General features: G+C 69.7%; 14 protein-coding genes. 7 read left to right on the forward strand and 7 right to left on the reverse strand.

The window, feature by feature from the left end; genetic code table 11:
- Nucleotides 1-181 precede the first annotated feature (181 nt).
- Complete coding sequence (locus Q0C41_RS10425) at nt 182-1,105, forward strand: tetratricopeptide repeat protein (RefSeq protein WP_291983500.1); 924 nt, start codon at nt 182-184, stop codon at nt 1,103-1,105.
- Between the two features lie 21 nt (nt 1,106-1,126).
- On the opposite strand, the gene Q0C41_RS10430 is transcribed toward Q0C41_RS10425, so the two are convergent.
- A complete protein-coding gene (locus Q0C41_RS10430; protein WP_291983502.1) occupies nt 1,127-2,131 on the reverse strand; it encodes a nucleoside hydrolase in 1,005 nt (334 codons plus the stop codon).
- Nucleotides 2,132-2,226: 95 nt separating this feature from the next.
- On the opposite strand from Q0C41_RS10430, the gene Q0C41_RS10435 reads away from it, so the two are divergent.
- The gene (locus tag Q0C41_RS10435; protein WP_291983504.1) at nt 2,227-3,963 is read left to right on the forward strand and encodes a CocE/NonD family hydrolase; all 1,737 of its coding nucleotides are present in this window, start codon (nt 2,227-2,229) and stop codon (nt 3,961-3,963) included.
- A 247-nt stretch (nt 3,964-4,210) separates the two neighbouring features.
- Nucleotides 4,211-4,657 (forward strand): PH domain-containing protein, encoded by a 447-nt coding sequence (locus Q0C41_RS10440; protein ID WP_291983506.1) that lies wholly within the window; start codon nt 4,211-4,213, stop codon nt 4,655-4,657.
- Between the two features lie 144 nt (nt 4,658-4,801).
- On the opposite strand, the gene Q0C41_RS10445 is transcribed toward Q0C41_RS10440, so the two are convergent.
- On the reverse strand, nt 4,802-5,377 hold the full coding sequence (locus tag Q0C41_RS10445) for an elongation factor P (protein ID WP_291983508.1): 576 nt from the start codon (nt 5,375-5,377) through the stop codon (nt 4,802-4,804).
- A gap of 18 nt (nt 5,378-5,395) precedes the next feature.
- Entirely contained in the window at nt 5,396-6,412 is a 1,017-nt protein-coding gene (locus tag Q0C41_RS10450; protein ID WP_291983510.1) for an alpha/beta hydrolase family protein, read from the reverse strand.
- 153 nt (nt 6,413-6,565) lie between these two features.
- Here Q0C41_RS10450 and Q0C41_RS10455 point away from each other — a divergent pair, with 153 nt between their 5' ends.
- Nucleotides 6,566-9,088, forward strand: a complete 2,523-nt coding sequence (locus tag Q0C41_RS10455; protein WP_291983512.1) for a TonB-dependent receptor — start codon at nt 6,566-6,568, stop codon at nt 9,086-9,088.
- 42 nt (nt 9,089-9,130) lie between these two features.
- Here Q0C41_RS10455 and Q0C41_RS10460 read toward each other — a convergent pair whose 3' ends face one another.
- Together Q0C41_RS10460 and Q0C41_RS10465 are read right to left on the reverse strand one after the other, a co-directional pair.
- Nucleotides 9,131-9,550, reverse strand: a complete 420-nt coding sequence (locus Q0C41_RS10460; protein WP_291983514.1) for a hypothetical protein — start codon at nt 9,548-9,550, stop codon at nt 9,131-9,133.
- 159 nt (nt 9,551-9,709) lie between these two features.
- Entirely contained in the window at nt 9,710-10,513 is an 804-nt protein-coding gene (locus tag Q0C41_RS10465; RefSeq protein ID WP_291983516.1) for an inositol oxygenase family protein, read from the reverse strand.
- Nucleotides 10,514-10,574: 61 nt separating this feature from the next.
- Between Q0C41_RS10465 and nadA the strand changes: the two genes are divergently transcribed.
- Nucleotides 10,575-11,705, forward strand: coding sequence for a quinolinate synthase NadA (gene nadA, locus Q0C41_RS10470; RefSeq protein ID WP_291983518.1), 1,131 nt, complete (start codon nt 10,575-10,577; stop codon nt 11,703-11,705).
- Between the two features lie 84 nt (nt 11,706-11,789).
- A complete protein-coding gene (locus tag Q0C41_RS10475; protein WP_291983520.1) occupies nt 11,790-12,386 on the forward strand; it encodes a superoxide dismutase in 597 nt (198 codons plus the stop codon).
- A gap of 35 nt (nt 12,387-12,421) precedes the next feature.
- On the opposite strand, the gene Q0C41_RS10480 is transcribed toward Q0C41_RS10475, so the two are convergent.
- On the reverse strand, nt 12,422-14,110 hold the full coding sequence (locus Q0C41_RS10480; RefSeq protein ID WP_291983522.1) for an amidohydrolase: 1,689 nt from the start codon (nt 14,108-14,110) through the stop codon (nt 12,422-12,424).
- Between the two features lie 61 nt (nt 14,111-14,171).
- Here Q0C41_RS10480 and Q0C41_RS10485 point away from each other — a divergent pair, with 61 nt between their 5' ends.
- Nucleotides 14,172-17,345 carry a PVC-type heme-binding CxxCH protein gene (locus Q0C41_RS10485; protein WP_291983523.1) on the forward strand — a complete coding sequence of 1,058 codons (3,174 nt, stop codon included), beginning with the start codon at nt 14,172-14,174 and terminating at the stop codon, nt 17,343-17,345.
- A 103-nt stretch (nt 17,346-17,448) separates the two neighbouring features.
- Here Q0C41_RS10485 and glp read toward each other — a convergent pair whose 3' ends face one another.
- Nucleotides 17,449-18,693 carry a gephyrin-like molybdotransferase Glp gene (glp, locus tag Q0C41_RS10490; RefSeq protein ID WP_291983524.1) on the reverse strand — a complete coding sequence of 415 codons (1,245 nt, stop codon included), beginning with the start codon at nt 18,691-18,693 and terminating at the stop codon, nt 17,449-17,451.
- Between the last annotated feature and the right edge of the window lie 33 nt (nt 18,694-18,726).

Raw genomic sequence — 18,726 nt, forward strand, 5'->3', positions numbered from 1 at the left:
CGAGGGCGAGCACCAGCAGGGTCGTGAGCATGTGGCAGATGATATTCCGAATGCCGAATGCCGAATGCCGAATGCCGAATGCTGAAGGGAGAAGGGAGAAGGGAGAAGGGAGAAGGGAGAAGTCACCTTCCCCGCGCACGTCGACCTCCGGGCGGTGGCGCCGCGATCTACGATGGGCGTCATGCTGAGAGCCGTCCTTCTGTCCAGCTGCGTGGTTCTCGCAGGGGTGCTCGCGGTCGCGCAGTCGCCGTCGTCACCGCGGCAGGCCGAGGCGGTGTCACTGGCCGGCGTCCCGCTGTATCCGCCGGACCCGATCCCCAATCGGGCGACGCTCGAGGCAGACCTGGCGCTGGCCCAATCCGTGTACTCCACGGCACAGCCGGAGGCGATGATCACCATCGGTCGCCGTCATGCGCACCTCTGGCACTACCGCGAGGCCATCGACTGGTTCACGAAGGGCATCGCGCGCTATCCGAACGACGCGCGCATGTATCGCCATCGTGGTCATCGCTACATCACCACCAGGAAGTTCGACCTGGCTCGCGCCGACCTCGAGAAGGCCGTGGCGCTCATCGAGGGCACCCCCGACGCGGTCGAGCCGGACGGCGCGCCCAACCCGTCAGGCATCCCGCGCAGCACCCTGCACTTCAACGTCTGGTACCACCTGGGCCTGACGTACTACCTGCAGGGCGACTTCGCGAAAGCCGTCGAGGCCTATCGCGCGTGTCTGCTCGTGTCGAAGAACGACGATGCGCTGGTCGCCACGAGCGACTGGTTGTGGATGGCGCTGATGCGGCTCGGACGGAAGGACGAGGCCGCGAAGGTGCTCGAGCCCATCGTGCCCACGATGGACATCCTCGAGAACGGCGCGTATCACCGTCGTCTGTTGATGTACAAGGGCGTCGAGGCGCCTGAGGCCCTGCTGGGGGCGGCCAACACCGATCCGACCACCGTCGCCACGCAGGGCTATGGCGTCGGCAACTACTTTCTCGTGACGGGCGATCGCGATCGGGCGCGCCGGGTGTTCGCGCAGGTCACCGCCGGGCCCGGCTGGAATGCGTTCGGCTTCATCGCCGCCGAGGCCGATCTGGCCCGGATGCGCTGAGGAGCGCCCGACTCCACGACATCACGGCCGCGCGACGACGGGGTGCTCCAGGGTCCGGACGAAGTCGGCGACGATGGCGTCGCGGTCGAAGTTCTCCCAGATGACGATCGTCCGAGGGTTGTCCGACCGGTCCTCCCAGCGCGTGCCGATCAGAGCCGGCGCGCCCTGTCGGCGCGAGGACGCCCACGCGGGGTTCTTGAGAATGGCCACGGCCCCCACGTCGTACAGCGCGCGTGACGGCGGCGTGCGGTCGAACTCGATGTGCGCGAAGAGGTTGGCGGAGTAGTCGCCAAAGGTGCTGAAGGCCTCGCCGTGGCGGCCCATCACGGGCGTCGCGGCGCGCGGACCCTTGCCCGCGATGCTCGTCTTCACCTGCTCGGGCGTCACGCGGATGGCATCGGTGCCCGACGGCGTGCCGTACCGCACCAGGACCATCTCGAACGGGACGTCCTGCGCGAGGACGTACCGCAGCGACTCCGGGTCGTTGTCCTGGTTGTACTCGCCAGGGGCCGGATAGTTGGATCCCAGCCAGACGATGCGCACCTTCTTCGCGATCGAGGGATCCCTCACCAGGGCCAGCGCGATGTTGGTCAGCTTGCCGATCGGCAGCAGCACCAGGGGCGTACCCGCGGGTTGCGCCTTGGCGCGCGAGACGATGAACTCGACGGCGGCCTTGCCGTCGTAGTCCGACCGGCGCACCGTCGGACGAATGGCCTCGAAGCTGCCGTTGGCGCCTGCCAGCAGCGGGATGCCCTGCACGCCGCACAGGGCCATCACGCGCCTCGCCTCCTCGTAGTGCTGACGGATATCGCCGCCGCCCTTCGTCGCGTTGACGGTCACGCCCTGCACGTCGAAGGCCTGCCCGTTGAGCAGCGCGTAGGCGAGCGCGTGCTGGTCGTCGAGCTCGTTGTTGGCGTCGGTGTCGATGATCACTGGCACCCGCGGCGCGGGCTGCGCCGCCGCGGGCAGTGTGACCAGGAACAGGGCCACGAGGGCCTGCCACATCGGGGCGCGCAAGGAAGGCATGGACGGCATCATGTGCCCGACGTAGGATGGCGCGTCAACCTTGATCGTTGCTCGTCCGGGCCCTCGCCGTGCCGACCCCGGGCAGGGAGTGTCGCGTGTTCACCAGTCTGGTTCTCACTGCAATGCTGCTGGCCCAGGGCGCGTCCACGCCCACCGAACCCATTCGCATCGACCACCACACCGCCATCCGGCTTCGCGATGGCGTGACCGTCTATGCGGACGTCTACCGTCCCTCGCGCGAGGGACGGGTCCCGGCACTCATCGTCCGCACGCCCTACGGCGTGCAGCGTGAGGCCACCGGGGTGCACGACCGCCTCATCTCGCTGGCCAGGATGGGCTACGCCGTCGTCAACACCGACGTGCGGGGGCGGTACGAGAGTGAAGGGGCCTGGGATCCGTTCCGCCACGAGGCGAAGGACGGCTACGACGTCGTCGAGTGGGCGGCGACGCAGCCGTGGTCGAACGGCAAGGTCGCGATGCAGGGCGGCAGCTACCTGGGGCACGTGCAGTGGGCGACGCTCGGCGAGCAGCCGCCATCGCTGGTCGCGGCGTTCCCGGCTGTCGCGTCGACCAATCTCTACGCGAACTGGATCACGCAGGGCGGTGCGTTCCATCTCGCCTTCAACTTCGGGTGGGGCGTGGTGCGCATGCCGTATCGCATCATGCAGCCGCAGTGGTACTTCACCGGACCCGATGCCGCGCCGGAGCTCCGCTACGAGACGCTGCTGCGCCACCTGCCGCTCGAGACGATGGACGAGCGGGCGTTCAACCATCCGGTGAAGCACTGGCGCGACTGGCTGCAGCACGAGAGCTACGACGCCTACTGGAAGGCCGTCAGCGACGAAGAGAAGTTCGCGAAGGTGCACGTGCCGGTCATGACGCAGGGGGGGTGGTTCGACATCTTCCTGCCGGGCACCATCGACGGCTTCGTGGGCGTGCGCAAGCACGGCGCCAACGAGCGGACGCGCGCGCTGTCGCGGATGGTCATCGGGCCCTGGGGGCACGGGCCGTCACGGAAGTACGGCGACCTCGACTTCGGCCCCGACGCCGATCGCACGCTCTTCCAGTACGAGGTGCGCTGGCACGACTTCCATCTGAAGGGCATGGCCAACGGCGTCGACACGGAAGCGCCCGTGCAGATCTTCTACATGGGCGTCAACAGGTGGCGTGGCGAGCAGGACTGGCCGGTGCCCGGCACGCGCAGCACGCCGTGGTACCTGCAGCCGGGCGGCACGCTCGCGCCGACGATGCCCGCCGCCGGCGCCGCTGCCACGTCCTACCGCTACGATCCGAACGACCCGGTGCCCACCACCGGCGGCAACAACTGCTGCGGGTCGCCGACCATTGCCGGCCCCGTCGATCAGGCGCCGCTCGAGGCGCGGCAGGACATCGTCCGCTTCACGAGCGAGGCGCTGACCGAGCCGGTCACCGTCGCCGGCAAGGTCACCATGGACCTGCACGCCACCACCGACGGCAAGGACACCGACTGGATGGTCAAGCTGATCGACGTCTACCCGGACGGCAAGGCCTACCCGATGGCCGAAGGCATCCTGCGCGCTCGCTTCCGCGACGGCCTCGACAGGCCGTCGATGCTGACGCCGGGGCAGGCCTATCGCTACACCGTCGACATGATCGGCACCGCCGTCGTCTTCCAGCCCGGCCACCGCATCCGCGTCGACATCACGTCCAGCAACTTCCCGCAGTTCGATCGCAACCTGAACACGGGCGACCCCCTCGGCACGGGCACCACCCCACGCGTCGCGCAGCAGACGATTCACCACTCGGCGGCACGACCGAGCGCGATCGTGCTGCCGGTGGTGCGGGGATTCTGAACCCGCAGCCGGCCTTCGGCATTCCGCCTTCGCCCTCTGGGCTACGGCGGACAGGTCGGCCTTGGGCCGTCGGGATCAAGGGACAAGGGACGAGCGAAGAGTCACGAGAGCGGCACGGGACGAGGGACGAGGCGGGCACGGGACAAGGGACGAGGGCCCGCTGGGTAGGGCCCTGATGGGTACGGCCCGCTGGGTAAAGCCCGCTCTCCGAGCGGGCCGTCACTGCCGATCACGCGAGGGGAACACCATGAGCACAGAACCGCAGCGATTCAGGTCCAAGGTCGACCGCTGGCTGCTGCTCGTGGTGGGGTGCGGGCTCGTCGTGATGTGGCTCGCGCCCATCCGGAGGATGTGGGCTGGCCGGCCCGTGGACGCCCTCGACGTCATCGTCCCACTCCTCACGACGGCGCTCATGGTGTGGGTCTTCACGACGACGTCGTACGTGATCACCGGAGACGTGCTCGTCGTACGTTCCGGCCCGGTGCGTCGGACGATCCCGCTCCGCGAGGTCCAGCGGCTGCGCGCGACGCACAACCCGCTGTCGGCGCCAGCGCTGTCGCTCCATCGCATCGAAGTCACGTACGGTGCGAGACGCCGGCGTGTCCTCATCTCGCCCGAAGACACCCGCGGGTTCGTGACAGCAGTCCTGAAATGGGCGCCGGCCTCGGCGGTCGACGGCCTTCCCAGGGGGTGACCGCACGTCGTTCAGAGTCCGACGGGGAGGACCTCGCTGGGCAGGGCCTTGCTGGGTAGGGCCCGCTCTCCGAGCGGGCCGTCATCGTAAGCCCACGCGGAGCCGCCGCCGGCATGCCCGGCATTCCGGCATCGCAGCATTCTGCTACGCGCGGCCGGCGAACTCGCGTGTCTCGGTGTGGACGCGCACTTTCTCGCCCTCGTTGACGAACAGCGGCACGCGCAGTTCGAGGCCCGTCTCGAGCTTCGCGGCCTTGGTCACGCTGCCGCTCGCGGTGTCCCCGCGGCTGCCCATCTCGGTCTCGGCGATCGTCAACTCGACGATGACCGGCAACTGCAGGCCGATCGGGTTGCCGTTGAACTTCTGCACCTGCACCTCGAGGTTGTCGGTCAGCAGCAGACGGTCGTCGCCGACGATGTCCTCGTTGAGGGTGAGGGTCTCGAAGGTCTCGAGGTCCATGAAGTGCAGGCCGGTGCCGTCGGCGAACTGATACGACGCCGGCACCATCACCAGGTCCGGCTCCTTCAGCTTGTCCTGGGCCTTGAAGGTCTTGTCGAAGACGGCGCGGGTGATCAGGTTGCGCATCTTCACGCGCACGAGCGTCTGGCCGCCGCGGGCGGTGGGGCGCGAGACCTCCAGTTCGAGCAGGTGGTACGGCGCCTCCTCGAACTCGACGAACATCTTTCGCTTCAGGTCGATTGCGGCAATCAGTCCGGCCATGGCGTACGGAAGGTCCTCTCAGAGAAAGCGTTGCAGGAAGGCGAGGATGGCCTGGCGGCCTTCTGGCGTTTCCTGGTGTTCGACGTCGTAGCGGCGCATCTGCCAGCGCTCGGGTACGCCCATCGACGCATAGACCTGCGTCAGGTGTGTGTCGATGCGGTCGAGGCCGGGCACCGGCGTCAGCTTGTCGCGCAGCCCCGCGAGGGCGAGGTGCGCGCGCGGCGCGATCAGCGCGTTGATCTGCGCCGTCGTGAAGTGGGTCATGAGATCCGGCACGTAGTAGTAGATGCCGTGCCGCGACAAGCCCTTGTCCTCGATGAGCGCGTCGAGGTCGGTCAGGCAGTTGATGTCGACGCACACCTTCATGCGCTCGTCGAGCGCCGCGAGGTACCACGCGGCGGTCGAGCCCATCGACATGCCGAGCGTGGCCAGGCGTGACGCGTCGACGTCGGGCCGCTGCACGAGGACGTCCACGGCGCGCAGGCTGTCGTAGACCATCATGCCCCACAGGACCTGGCCCTTCAGCAGCATCGCCTTGAACATGTCCAGCTCGCTCGTGTGGCTGCGCTCCCCGAAGATCCAGGTGTCGATGCAGATGGCCACGTAGCCGAGGTCGGTGAGCGCCTTCGCGTAGGGGGTCGGTTGCAGGTAGCTGCGTCCCTCGATGAACTCCTGCTTGCCGATCTTGTAGCCGCCGCCATGCGAGTGGCAGAACACGACCGCCGGGGCGCGCCCCGTGAGGCTCTTCGGGCGTGCGACGTACCCGGGCACGGGTTCGATCCCGTTGAGGTCGTAGCGCCAGGACTCGAGGATGTAGCCGTCCCGCTCGGTCTCGCCGAGCTTCTCGCCCGAGACGGGTCGCGTCCGGGCGGGCAGCCGACCGAGCAGGCCGTACAGTTCGGCGCGCCGGGCGGCGGCGTCGGCGGAAGCGGGGGACGCTGGCTGCATGGGGGATCCGAGCCCGGTCGAGGCCAGCACGCCAAGGCTGCCCAGGGTTCCGAGCACATGCCGGCGCGTGAGAGGCGACTCGCTCATCCGGGGAATTCTACAGCCGGCGGGACAGGTGGGCTCGGCGTGGTCGGCAGATTCGGCGCATTCGGGACCAACCGCCGAGGCGGCTTGTGGCGTCAGACCCTCATGCCCTCGTCGCGGCGCCTCGCGCCCGCCATCCGTGGCGCCGGTGTCCTGATGATCACCCTCGTAGGGTTCGTCGTCCTCCCACCCGCCGCCGACGCGCAGCCTGTGGCCCCGAGCCCCACATCGGCCGCCGCCACGCGCGCCGAACCTCAGGTCGTCCCGCCGGCACGACAGCTCTCCGGCAGGGTCCTCGACGCCCAGACGACCGCACCCATCGTCGGCGCCTCGGTGTTCGTGGGCGAGGCCCGCGCCACGACCGACGCCGATGGCCGCTTCGCGCTGATCGTCCCCGCCGGCCGCGCGGAGGTCCAGGTGGTGGCGCCCGGCTACTTCCCGCTCGTGACCACGCTCGACGCGCGGGAGGCGGACGTCACCGGCGCCGAACTCCGGCTGGCGCGCGACGGCGGGTTCAGCACCAGCGTCGACGTGGCTGCCGAGGCGCCAGGGGCGGCTCCTGGCATCCAGACGTTGCAGCCCGTGCAGGTGCTGCGCACGCCCGGCGCGCTCGACAACGTCTTCCGCACACTGCAGACGTTGCCAGGCGTCGCGGCCACCGACGAGTTCGGCAGCCGCATCGCCGTGCGCGGTGGCTCACCCGACCAGAACCTCACGATGATGGACGGCGTCGAGATTCACGACCCCTACCGGCTGTTCGGTCTCACCAGTGCCTTCAATCCCGAGACGATCCAGCGCTTCGAGCTGGCCACCGGCGGCTTCAGCGTGAAGTACGGCGACCGCCTGTCGTCGCTGCTGCTCGTGGAGAACCGGGACGGCACGGCCGGCAAGGGACTGACCGGCTCGGCGACCCTCAGCCTGACCGACGCCAACGTGGTGTTCGAGGGCGGGTTGCCCGGCGGCGCCACTGGCTCGTGGCTGGTCACCGCGCGTCGCACCTACTACGACCTCGTCGCCGAACGGCTCACCGACCAGCAGTTCCCGGCCTTCGCCGACCTGCAGGCGCGCGGCACGTGGGAGCCGGCCAAAGGCCGCAGGCTCACCGCCTTCGTGCTGCGCAGTCGCCAGGGCGCGGCGCTGTCGATCGACGAAGACGACGCGCGAGGCGAGGTGAACGACGACACCGACAACGATCTCGCCTGGCTCCGCTGGGACATGCCGGTCGTCGGACGCGGGCGCTCCCGCACCATCGTCGGCTACTCCGACACCCGATCGAGGCTCGGCGTCGACGCCGCCTTCGAGGCCAACGGACGACGCTCCAATGCGCCGGGCGACGACGTGTTCGGGACGGCCAACGTGAACTTCGAGCGGGCCCTCCGCATCCGAGACTGGTCGGCGCGGCAGGAACTCTCCTGGACGCTCGGCGCCCACGCCGTGGAGGCCGGTGGCGAGGTGCACGGCCTGCGGACCGGCCAGGAGTTCCTGATCCAGGGCGATCGCAACCCCAACGCCAGCAACGGCAGCAGCGTGCAGGGCGGCGCGGGGCTGCCGGATGCGCTGTCGTCGGACGTCTCGACCACGCGCGGCGGGCTGTGGCTGCAGGACCGGTGGCAGGCCGGGGCGCGGGTGTCGCTCGAAGGCGGGCTGCGCCTCGACCGCGTCGGCCTCACCCAGGAGACGCTGCTGTCGCCACGTCTGTCGGGCGTGTTCACCGTGAACCCCGCCACGCGCGTCCGGACGGCGGTGGGGCAGTACACGCAGAGCCCCGGCTACGAGAAGGCGGCACAGAGCGACTACGTCCTCGACTTCACCAATGAGGCGGTCCGGGCCCTGCGCAGCGAACGCGCGCTGCAGGCGGCCGCCAGCATCGAGCGCGACGTCACGCGTGGCGTGCTGCTGCGCGTCGAGGGCTACTACAAGCGCTTCTCGGACCTGCTGCTCGGTCGCCTCGAGACGGAGCCGGAGCGACTGGCCCGCATCGCGCGCTACGACTATCCGGCCGACCTGCAGGGCGAGATCCCGACCGAGGCGCTGATCACCACCGTGCCGACCAACGACGGTCGCGGCGCGGCGTGGGGCATGGAGGTGTACCTCGCGCGCACGGCGGCGCCTGCCGACGCGAAGGTGAACGGGTGGGTGAGCTACACCTGGGGCCGCGGCGAGCGCGACTCGTACGGCCGCCTCTACCCGTTCGAGTACGACCGCCGGCACGCCCTGAGCACGGTGGCCTCGTATCAGCTGACGCCCCGGTGGCAGGTGGCCACGACGGTACGCGTCGCGTCCGGCTTCCCGCGGACGGCGCCCCTGGGCGTGCGGGTGTTCGGCGCCGAGGACACGATGGACCTCGACGGCGATGGCAACACCACCGAGATCCGGCCCACCTACGATGCCAACGGGTTGCCGGTGTATGGCGTGAACTTCGGCGGCGTCGACAACCTGAACCGGGCGCGACTGCCCGTCTTCGCGCGCACAGACCTCCGCGTCACCTGGCGCCCGCGCGGGCCATCAGGACGATGGGAGTTCTATGCGGAGGTCATCAATCTGTTCGACCGCCGGAACGTCGGCGCCTACGATCCGAGTCTCGCGTACAACCCGGACGGCGATCGGCCGGCGATCATCGAGGAGCGCGACCAGGCCATTCCCCGGCTGCCGACCGTCGGGCTGCGCTTCCGTTTCTGACCAGTCGGCGCAGCCGTGAGCCGTGAGCCCTGACCCCTGAGCCTATTTCCAACCCGTGCTCTTTCTCAGGAATCGGGCCGGGATGGCGGGCTTGGCCTCCGCGGCTGGCGCCGGGGCCTCGTAGGGCTCCCCGGCCGCGGCGGCGATCTCGCGCTCGAGGTCCTCGTCGTTGGGCAGGCCGGCCATCTGGTCGACGAACACGAGCGACTGCTGCGACGGAATCTCGAAGCGCTTGCCGCACTCCTTGCAGGTGACCTCGTCCTCGACGCGCAGCAGGTAGTCGCGGAGCTTGGCGAACCTGGCGCGGTCCACCTCGTCGGCGCCACCGGGCAGGCGGTCCTTCTTCGTCCGACGCACCCAGCGGACGCCGTACTCGTGGGTGCGCTTGCACCGGGGACACTGGTGACGCGACGGGCGCGTCTCGGGCTTTTCCGTGAAGAAGGCGCGTTCGTCGAGGGCCATGGGGGGATGGTACCGGGAAATGCCGCGATGCCGGCAATGCCGAATGCCGAACCACGAAGGCCGAAGGCCGGATGACGAAGGCCCACGGGTCGCCAGACACACGAAAGGCGCGTCCGGGTGGACGCGCCTTCGTGTGTTCTGGGTTCGACCCCTACCCAGCTACCACTTCAGCTTGCCGGGCGCGAACTCGTCGATCAGGTCCTTGTAGTACGGCGTCAGCTCGGCCACGTTCGGGCGCGCGTCGCCCTTGGAGTAGAGGTCGAAGCGGTTGAAGGCCTTGACCCACTTCATGCACTCGCGGTCGTTCTCGTTGGTGAGGTGCGTGTACGCACCTTCCTTGTGCCACGGGTAGAACGAGTGATACCGGAGCGCGTACAGGCCGCCTTCCGGGATGTGGTGCTTGAACACGTGGTAGATGTACTCGTCGTGCCCCCACGAGAGGTGCACGTTGTCCAGCCCGCAGTGCTCGGCGTAGATGCCGGTGTCGGTCATCAGTGCCGGATTCTTCGAGTCGGGGTTGAGCTCGAAGAACTCCGGGTAGACGCACTTGTCGGAGAACTTGCAGCCCACCGGGAAGGTGTCGCCGACCACGGCCCACTGCGGCTCGCCCCAGATGCAGAGCACCTTGCCGAGGTCGTGCACCAGGCCCGTCAGCTGGAACCAGCGCGGCTGACCCGCGGCGCGGATGGCCTCGGCCGTCTGCATCGCGTGCTCGATCTGCGTGAAGTCGACGTCGGGGTCGCTGTCGTCGACCAGCTGGTTCATGTACTCGAGCGCTTCCCACACGGTCATCTCCATGCGGTCGAGCGTCAGGTACTCCTTCTTCTTGGCCAGCACGAAGTCCAGCGTCTGGTGCGTGTGGTTCAGCCGGTAGAACTCACGGACACTGCTGCGCGCCTCGGCGGCGTAGTTGCGGAACTCTTCAGGCTTCTTGCCTTCACCAGGATGCGTGGCGTTCGCCATGGCCCCTCCTCCAACGGAAAGACCTTCAGTATAGACCGCCAGTGCTACGATCGGAACCAGCATGGATGTCAAGGTCCTGACCGAATACGAGCAATCCAGCCTGTCGCAGCGCCAGCCGCTGCCGGATCGCTATCTCGGCCTCGGGCAGGAGGAGATGGCGCAGCGGATTCGGGCCGCCAAGGCCGCCCTGGGCGACCGTCTCCTCATCCTCGGCCACCACTACCAGCGCGACGAGGTGCTGGTGCACGCCGACGTCATCGGCGACTCCTGGAAGCTGTCCCGGGAGTGCAAGGCCCGCAGCCAGGCCGAGTTCATCATCTTCTGCGGCGTCCACTTCATGGCCGAGAGCGCCGACATCCTCGGCGCCGACCACCAGAAGGTCTCGCTGCCCGACCTCGCGGCCGGCTGCTCGATGGCCGACATGGCCGACATCGAGCAGCTCGAGATCTGCTGGCGCGAACTCGAGGCGATGGGCATCACCGACGTGATTCCCGTCACTTACATCAACTCGTCGGCGGCCATCAAGGCGTTCGTCGGCGAGCACGGCGGCACGATCTGCACGTCGGGCAACGCCAGGGCCACCCTCGAGTGGGCCTGGGCGCGAGGCCGGCGCATCCTCTTCATGCCCGACGAGCATCTCGGCCGCAACACCGCCTGGAAGATGGGCGTGCCGCTCGCGCAGATGGTCGTCTGGGATCCGGAGGAGATCGGCGGCGGTCATACCCCTGAGGCGCTCGCGGACGTCCGCCTGCTGCTGTGGAAGGGGCACTGCTCGGTACACACCCGGTTCACGCCGGCGCAGATCGCCAACATTCGCAAGCTCCACCCTGGCATCCGCGTGATCGTGCACCCCGAAGTGCCGCTGGCCGTCGTGCAGGCGGCCGACGAGTCGGGGTCCACCGAGCACATCCTCGCCAGGGTGCGCGAGTCGGCGCCCGGGTCGATCTGGGCGGTCGGCACCGAGATCCATCTCGTCAACCGGCTCGCCAACGAAGTCGCCCCGGACAAGACCGTCATCACGCTCGACCAGTTCGGGTGCCTGTGTTCGACGATGTTCCGGGTGTCGCCGAACCACTTGCTCTGGGTGCTCGACGGCATGCTCGACGGTGTCGTCCACAACCAGATCGTCGTGCCCGAGGCCACCAAGCACTGGGCGCGGGTGGCGCTCGATAGAATGCTCACGATTCAGTAGCCCCAAGGCTCAGGGCTCACGGCTCAGAACCAATTGACTCGAGGCCCAGGGCTCAGGGCCCAAGGCCCAGGAGAGAACCACGATATGGCTTACGAACTTCCGCCGCTTCCCTACGCCCACAACGCGCTCGAGCCGTTCATCGACGAGCAGACGATGCAGATCCACCACGGCAAGCATCATCAGGCGTACGTCAACAACCTGAATGCCGCGCTCGAGAAGTACCCGGAGCTGCAGGGCAAGCCGATCGAGCAGCTGATCGCCGACATGAACGCGATCCCCGAGGACATCCGCACCGCCGTGCGCAACAACGGCGGCGGGCACGCCAATCACGCGTTCTTCTGGACGCTGATGGCGCCCAACGCGGGCGGCGCGCCGACCGGCGCGGTGGCCGAGGCCATCAACGCCAAGTTCGGCTCCTTCGACGCGTTCAAGGAGGCCTTCTCGAAGGCCGGCGTCGGCCGCTTCGGCAGCGGCTGGGCCTGGCTGATCAAGAGCGGCAGCGGCGTCGAGATCGTCAGCACGCCCAACCAGGACAGCCCGCTGATGGAAGGCAAGACGCCGGTGCTCGGCATCGACGTGTGGGAGCACGCGTACTACCTGAAGTACCAGAACAAGCGCCCCGACTACATCGCCGCGTGGTGGAACGTGGTGAACTGGGACGCCGTCAACAAGCTGTTCTAGGCATCACGAGGGGCGGCCCGCTCGGAGAGCGGGCCCTACCCACCTTGCGGGCCCCACCGCACCGCGCCACCCACCACCGTCACCATCGCCTTGACGGCCCACAGCCGCTCCGGGGCGATGGCGAGGACGTCCTCGGACAGGACCACGAAGTCGGCCATCCGGCCCGGCGCGAGCGTGCCCTTCTCGTGGTCGTCCCGGCTGGCGTAGGCCGCGCCCGCCGTGTAGTGGCGCAGCGCCGTGGCAACGTCGATCCGGTTGCGCGGATACCAGCCGCCCACCGGCGTGCCGTCCGGCAACTGTCGCGTCACGGCCGCATGAATCCCGCGCATCGCCTCCATGGTGAAGACGGGGTAGTCGCTGCCGAAGGCCTGCGATGCGCCGGCCTCGTCGAAGAGTGCGAAGGCGTCGGCGCGGGAGGCGCGTGCCGGCCCGAGGGCGGGTGCGAAGTTGCCGAGCGTCACCGCGTCGGGGCTCGCGAACATGGCCTGCGTCGACGCGATGACACCGAGCTGACGGAAGCGGGGGAGGTCCGCGGCGGACGCCACTTCCACGTGCTCGATGCGATGCCGACGCCCGGACGTGCCGTTGACGCGCGCGGCGTGCGCGTAGGCGTCGAGGGCCATGCGGACGGCGCGGTCGCCGACGGCATGCAACTGCACCTGCAGCCCGGCCTTGTCGTACGCGGCCACTGTCGCATTCAGCGAGGCCTGGTCCCACATCGGCAGGCCCGACTCGGTCGGCCGGTCGGCGAACGGCTCGAGCATCGCCGCAGTGTGCGCGTCGACCGTGCCGTCGAGCATGCCCTTCACGATCCCGAACGACAGCCAGCCGTCCTGATGCGCGTCGCGCAGCCGGATCAACTCCGCGAGCCGCTGCTCGGTGACGCCCTTCTCGAACGGCATCGACGCGCGCACGCGGATAGGCAGTGTGCCTGCGCGCGCCGCCCGCTGGTAGGCCGCCACACGCAGTCCTCCCGCGTCGCTGGCGCTGGCGTCCTGGACCGAGGTCAGGCCGAATGCCGCCGCCTGCTGCAACTCGCCCAGCACCGCCTCGTCGGCCTCGTCGGGCGTCACGGCCGGCAGCAGTCGCTGCGCGAGCGCCATCGCCGCCTCCTGCAGCAGTCCGGTGGGTTCGCCGGTGGCGTCGCGCACGATCCGGCCGTTCGGCGGATCCGGCGTGTCGCGCGTGATACCGGCGAGTGCCAGGACGTGCCCGTTGACGAGCACCTGATGGCCGTCGCGATCGGTCAACAGGACGGGCCGCGCCGGGAAGTCGGCGTCCAGCACGCGTCGGTGCGGTTCGCGGCCAGGGAAGTCCGTCGGGCCCCACCCGCGGCCGAGCACCCACTCGGCGGACGTGCCGCCGGCGCGTGCCGTCGCCAGTCGGCGCTGGATTTCCTGCACGGTGCCGGCGCCCGACAGGTCGATGGGGCGTCGCAGCGGCAGGTGCCAGTGGGCGTCGTTGAAGCCGGGCACGACACGACGCCCCTGGACGTCGATGACGCGCGTGGCCGGCGACGCCATCGCGCGCATCGTGTCGGTGGTCCCGACGGCGACGATCCGGCCGTCGCGGATGGCCAGCGCCTCGGCCTCCGGACGGTCGCGATCGCCGGTCCAGACGAGGCCGTTGACGACGATGAGGTCTGGCGCCGGAGCTGCAGTCCGTCCGCACGCCAAGAGGCCCAGGCACAGGAGCAGGAGGAGGGCACGACGGCCGGGAGACATGCCCGCGAGTCTACAGAAGCTCGTCCAGGGCGCTCCTCGGGTAGGCTGTAGGCCGTCGCCCATGATCCGTCCCGCCCTGCAGGTCCGCGTCCTCGTCGCGCTCGTCCCGGCGATCGTCGTCTCCCTCCTCTCCATCTCGAGTCATGCCATCCGGCAGACGCCGGCCGCCGGCGGTCTGCACCTGAAGGTGCCCGATGGCTTCACGATCGAGCGCATCGCGGGCCCGGATCTGCTGGCATACCCGATGTTCGGCGTGCAGGACGACCACGGCCGCCTGTTCGTGTTCGAGTCCACCGAGCCGAACACGATGACCACCGAGGAGATGCTCGCCAGGCCGTCGTATCACATCCGCGTGCTCGAGGACGTCGACGGCAACGGCACCTACGACCGCAGCACGATGTACGCCGACAAACTGCCGTTCCCGAAGGGCGGCGCCTTCGTCGACGGCAGCCTGTTCGTCTCGGCCGCACCGCACCTGCTGCGCCTGAAGGACACCAACGGCGACCTCGTCGCCGACGAGCGCGAGACGGTGGTCACCGGCTGGACGCTGAACGTCAACGGCGCGGCCCTCGGCGGCCCCTTTCTCGGACCCGACGGCTGGCTCTACCTGACCGACGCGCGTCGCGGCTTCCGCATCACCCGCAAGGAAGGCGACACGCTCGAGGGCAAGGGTGCCCGCATCTGGCGCGTGCGGCCCGATGGCAGCGGCCTCGAATGGATCGCCGGCGGCGGCTTCGACAACGCGATCGAGATGATCTTCATGCCGTCGGGCGACACCATCGGCACGATGACCTACTTCATCGAGCCGCGCGACGGCCTGCGCGACGCGCTGATGCACTGGGTCGAGGGCGGCGTCTACCCCAAGCCCAACGAGGTCATCGCCGCCGACCGGCTGCCCCTCACCGGCGACTACCTGCCGCCGATGACGATGCTGGCGCGCGTGGCGCCGTCGGGACTGGTGCGCTATCGCGGCACCGCGCTCGGCCCGGACGTCCACGGCAACCTGTTCAGCGCCCAGTTCAACACCGGCCGCATCATGCGCCACGTGGTCTCGCCGAGCGGCTCCACGTATCGCACCGACGACCTGCCGTTCATGACGGCCACTGGCGCCGACTCGCACCCGACCGACGTGCTGCAGGATGCCGACGGCAGCCTCATCGTCATCGAGACCGGCGGCTGGTTCATCAAGGGCTGCCCGCTGTCGCGCGTCGCCAAGCCTGAGATTGCCGGCGGCATCTACCGGATCCGCCGGACTGGTGCGTCGACGGTTGCCGATCCCCGCGGCCAGCAGATCCGGTTCGACACCCAGACGCCGGCGCGCCTCGGCGGCATGCTCGCGGATCGGCGGCCGGTCGTCCGCGATCGTGCGCTGGCGCAGCTCGTGCGCCTCGGCGACGCGGCGGTGCCGGTCCTCGCAGGCGCTCGTCGCACGGCCTCGGACGTCGAGACCCGCGCCGACGTCGTCTTCGCGCTGCATCGCATCGGCACACCGGCCGCCCGCGAGGCGGTACGTGCGTCGCTGGCCGACCGCGACCCGGTCGTGCGCACCGCGGCCATCCGCAGCGTCGGCCTGGTGAAAGACGACGCGGCATTGCCCGTCCTGCTGCGCGCCGTGGTCACCGACGCGCCGGCGGTCCGCCGGCAGGCGGCCATCGCGCTCGGGCAGATTGGCAACACCGACGCCGTGCCCGCACTGCTCAAGGCGTCACGCGACCCTGCGGATCGCTTCGTCGAGCATGCCGTCATCCACGCCCTGATGACCCTGCGCCAGCCGGCGCCGCTGGTCACCGCGCTCACCTCATCGTCGACCAGCGAACGCCGCGCGGCACTCATCGCCCTTGACCAGATGGCCGGAGCGGACCCGCAGACACGGCCGCATCTCAAGCAGGAGCACGTGCGGCCGTTCCTCGCGTCCGCCGACGATGCGCTCTGGAGGACCGGCATCTGGGCGGCCTCGCATCATCCCGGCTGGTCCGACCTGATCGTCGCGGGCGTACGCGCCCGCCTCGATCGCCCCACGCTCAGCGAGGCGGACACCGCGGTGTTGCGCGACGTGATGGTGAGTGTGTGCCGGGACGGCGACGTGCAGGCGTTCGTCGCCACGGGCCTGGGAGGGCGTGGTGACGGCCGGCTCGGCGAGGCCGCCCTCCCGGTGCTCTTCGATGTCGTCCAGGCGTGCCCGGTGGCGAAGATGCCGGACGTGTGGGTCGAGGCGGTGCGCGTGCAGCTCGGGAGCGGTGACGAGGCCGTCCGGGCCCGCGCCATGCGCCTGGTCGCGGCGCGCCGGATCGACGCGCTGGCCGGCGACCTCGCCCGCATCGCGTCGGACCCGTCGGCGCCGCTCGCGCAGCGGTTCGACGCCATGGAGGCGCTCGTGCTCGTGCGGCCGGCACTGGAGCCCGCCGCGTATGCCTGGCTGCGGTCGCAGCTCGACACGGCACAGCCGGCGCCGATCCGCCAGCAGGCCGCCGGCATCCTCGCGCAGGCGGCGCTGACCGATCCGCAGTTGATCACGCTGGCCGAGACGGAGGTCGCCGCGGCCGACGCGTTCGTCCTGCCCCGCCTGGTGACCGCCTTCGATCGCACCACCAGTGCCGCCGTGGGCACGGCGCTCGTGCGCGCGCTCGAGCGATCCACCGATCGTCTCGACGTGCTGTCGGAGCGCGACCTCGCGGCGCGGCTCGCCCGGTTCCCCGAGCCCGTCCCGACCAGCGCGGCGCCGCTGATGCTCGCGTTGCGCCAGCGACAGAACGCCCGCCTCAAGCGACTCGAGTCGATCGAGGCGAGTCTCGGGCGCGGCGACATCGACGCCGGTCGTCGGCTGTTCTTCGGCAAGGCCACGTGCGCGACGTGTCACGCCGTCGGCAGCCAGGGCGCCGCCTTCGGCCCGGACCTGAGCAACATCGGCGAGATTCGCGCGCGTCACGACATCCTGGAAGCGATCCTCTACCCGAGTGCGAGCTTCGCCCGCGAGTACGAGACCTGGCGCGTCCGCACGAAGACGGGTGAGAACACCGGCGTGCTCAAGGCGCAGTTTCCCGATGCTCTCGTGATCGAGACCGGTCCGGGGGCCTCGCTGCGCATCCCGCGCAGCACCGTGGTGGCGGTGGAACCCGTGGAGTTCTCGGCGATGCCGCCTGGTCTCGAAGCGCTGCTCTCGCCGACCGAGCTGGCCGACCTCCTCACGTACCTCGAGGCGCTGCCCGATCCGATGGATCGGCGAGCGAAGCGGTAGGCGCGTCCGCGGGGGATCACGGGCCGACGACCTGACTTGTCCGCCGTAGCCTTGGCGAAGGTGGAACGTCGACGGCTACGGACGAAGACGGCGTGACGACGGCTCAATACAGCGTGACGAGGACCGGCGTGCCGGCGGCGACGTGCGAGACGCCGAGGGGCACGCTGACGTAGCCATCGGCGTCCGACAGGCTGGTCACATCGCCCGACCCCTTGAAGACGGGGATGGCCCGCGTCCCCTCGAGGCGCACGGGATAGAACTGCAGGCGATCCACGGGGCTCTTGAGCTCGCGTGTGAGTGTTGCCTCGCGCGTCTGCTCGTGGAGCGGCGGCAGTCCCGCCAGGTGTCGCACGAGCGGTCGCAGCAGGACGTAGGCATTGGACAGGCACGACGTCGGGTTGCCGGGCATGGCCAATACGAGCTGTTGGCCGATGCGTGCGAACGCCGTCGGTTTGCCCGGCTTGACGGCGATGCCGTGGAAGATCACCTCGCCACGTTCGGCCAGGATGTCGGATCCGAAGTCCTGCTCCCCCACCGAGCTGCCGCCCGAACAGACGATCAGGTCCGCCCCGGCGGCGGCATCGAAGGCCGCGCGCCAGTGCGCCATGGCGTCGCGCACCAGGGGCAGCACGCGCACCGTGGCGCCCGCCGCCTCGCAGATCGCCGCCAGCATCGTCCGATTCGCGTCGTAGATCTGGCCGGGGCCTGGCGCACCGTCGTGCGTGGTGGCCTCGAGCAACTCGTCGCCGCTCGACACCAGGGCGACCACGGGACGTCGACGCACCTGCACCGTGCGCAGGCCGAAGGAGGCCGCCACTCCGAGGCGCGCCGGCGTCAGCACCTCGCCAGCGCGCAGCACCACGGCGCCAGCGGCGACGTCGTTGGCGCGCCGCGAGACGTGGTCGCCGGGGGCGGCTGGGTGCGTGAACCGCACGCGCCCCTGATCGCGATGCGTGCGCTCGACCATGACGACGGCGTCGGCGTCGACCGGGATCGGTGCTCCCGTGGCGATGTCCACGCAGTCGCCCTCGCCGACCACGCCGTCGAACACCCCGCCGGGGCGCGCCCGTCCCACGAGCGTCAGCCACACCGGCGCCGCCGCGGATGCCGTGGCAAGGTCACGCGCCCGCACGGCATAGCCGTCCATCGCCGACCGATCGAAGCCCGGCACGTCGAACGGCGCGGCGATGTCGAAGCTCAGCAGTCTGCCCGCGGCGGCGGTCAGGTCGAGGGTATCGCACCCCTCGACCGGCGCTGCGGTGTCGAGCATGAGGCGCCGCGCCTCCTCGAACGGCACGACGGCCCCGAAAGGCCGCATGCCGCCATGCGCGCTGGTCGTTCCCGGCATCGTCCGCATTATAGATGAGTTAGTGAAGGGTTT

Source organism: Luteitalea sp. (assembly GCF_022842525.1).
In the GTDB taxonomy this organism is placed as follows: Bacteria; Acidobacteriota; Vicinamibacteria; order Vicinamibacterales; family Vicinamibacteraceae; genus Luteitalea.

Bases quoted from the DNA above. Each gene is read 5' to 3' on its own strand.
- glp (WP_291983524.1), bottom strand. From the start codon at position 18,693: ATGCCGGGAACGACCAGCGCGCATGGCGGCATGCGGCCTTTCGGGGCC.
- Q0C41_RS10455 (WP_291983512.1), top strand. From the start codon at position 6,566: ATGATCACCCTCGTAGGGTTCGTCGTCCTCCCACCCGCCGCCGACGCG.
- Q0C41_RS10430 (WP_291983502.1), bottom strand. From the start codon at position 2,131: ATGCCTTCCTTGCGCGCCCCGATGTGGCAGGCCCTCGTGGCCCTGTTC.
- Q0C41_RS10450 (WP_291983510.1), bottom strand. From the start codon at position 6,412: ATGAGCGAGTCGCCTCTCACGCGCCGGCATGTGCTCGGAACCCTGGGC.
- Q0C41_RS10480 (WP_291983522.1), bottom strand. From the start codon at position 14,110: ATGTCTCCCGGCCGTCGTGCCCTCCTCCTGCTCCTGTGCCTGGGCCTC.
- Q0C41_RS10425 (WP_291983500.1), top strand. From the start codon at position 182: ATGCTGAGAGCCGTCCTTCTGTCCAGCTGCGTGGTTCTCGCAGGGGTG.
- Q0C41_RS10485 (WP_291983523.1), top strand. From the start codon at position 14,172: ATGATCCGTCCCGCCCTGCAGGTCCGCGTCCTCGTCGCGCTCGTCCCG.
- Q0C41_RS10465 (WP_291983516.1), bottom strand. From the start codon at position 10,513: ATGGCGAACGCCACGCATCCTGGTGAAGGCAAGAAGCCTGAAGAGTTC.
- Q0C41_RS10440 (WP_291983506.1), top strand. From the start codon at position 4,211: ATGAGCACAGAACCGCAGCGATTCAGGTCCAAGGTCGACCGCTGGCTG.
- Q0C41_RS10445 (WP_291983508.1), bottom strand. From the start codon at position 5,377: ATGGCCGGACTGATTGCCGCAATCGACCTGAAGCGAAAGATGTTCGTC.
- Q0C41_RS10475 (WP_291983520.1), top strand. From the start codon at position 11,790: ATGGCTTACGAACTTCCGCCGCTTCCCTACGCCCACAACGCGCTCGAG.
- nadA (WP_291983518.1), top strand. From the start codon at position 10,575: ATGGATGTCAAGGTCCTGACCGAATACGAGCAATCCAGCCTGTCGCAG.
- Q0C41_RS10460 (WP_291983514.1), bottom strand. From the start codon at position 9,550: ATGGCCCTCGACGAACGCGCCTTCTTCACGGAAAAGCCCGAGACGCGC.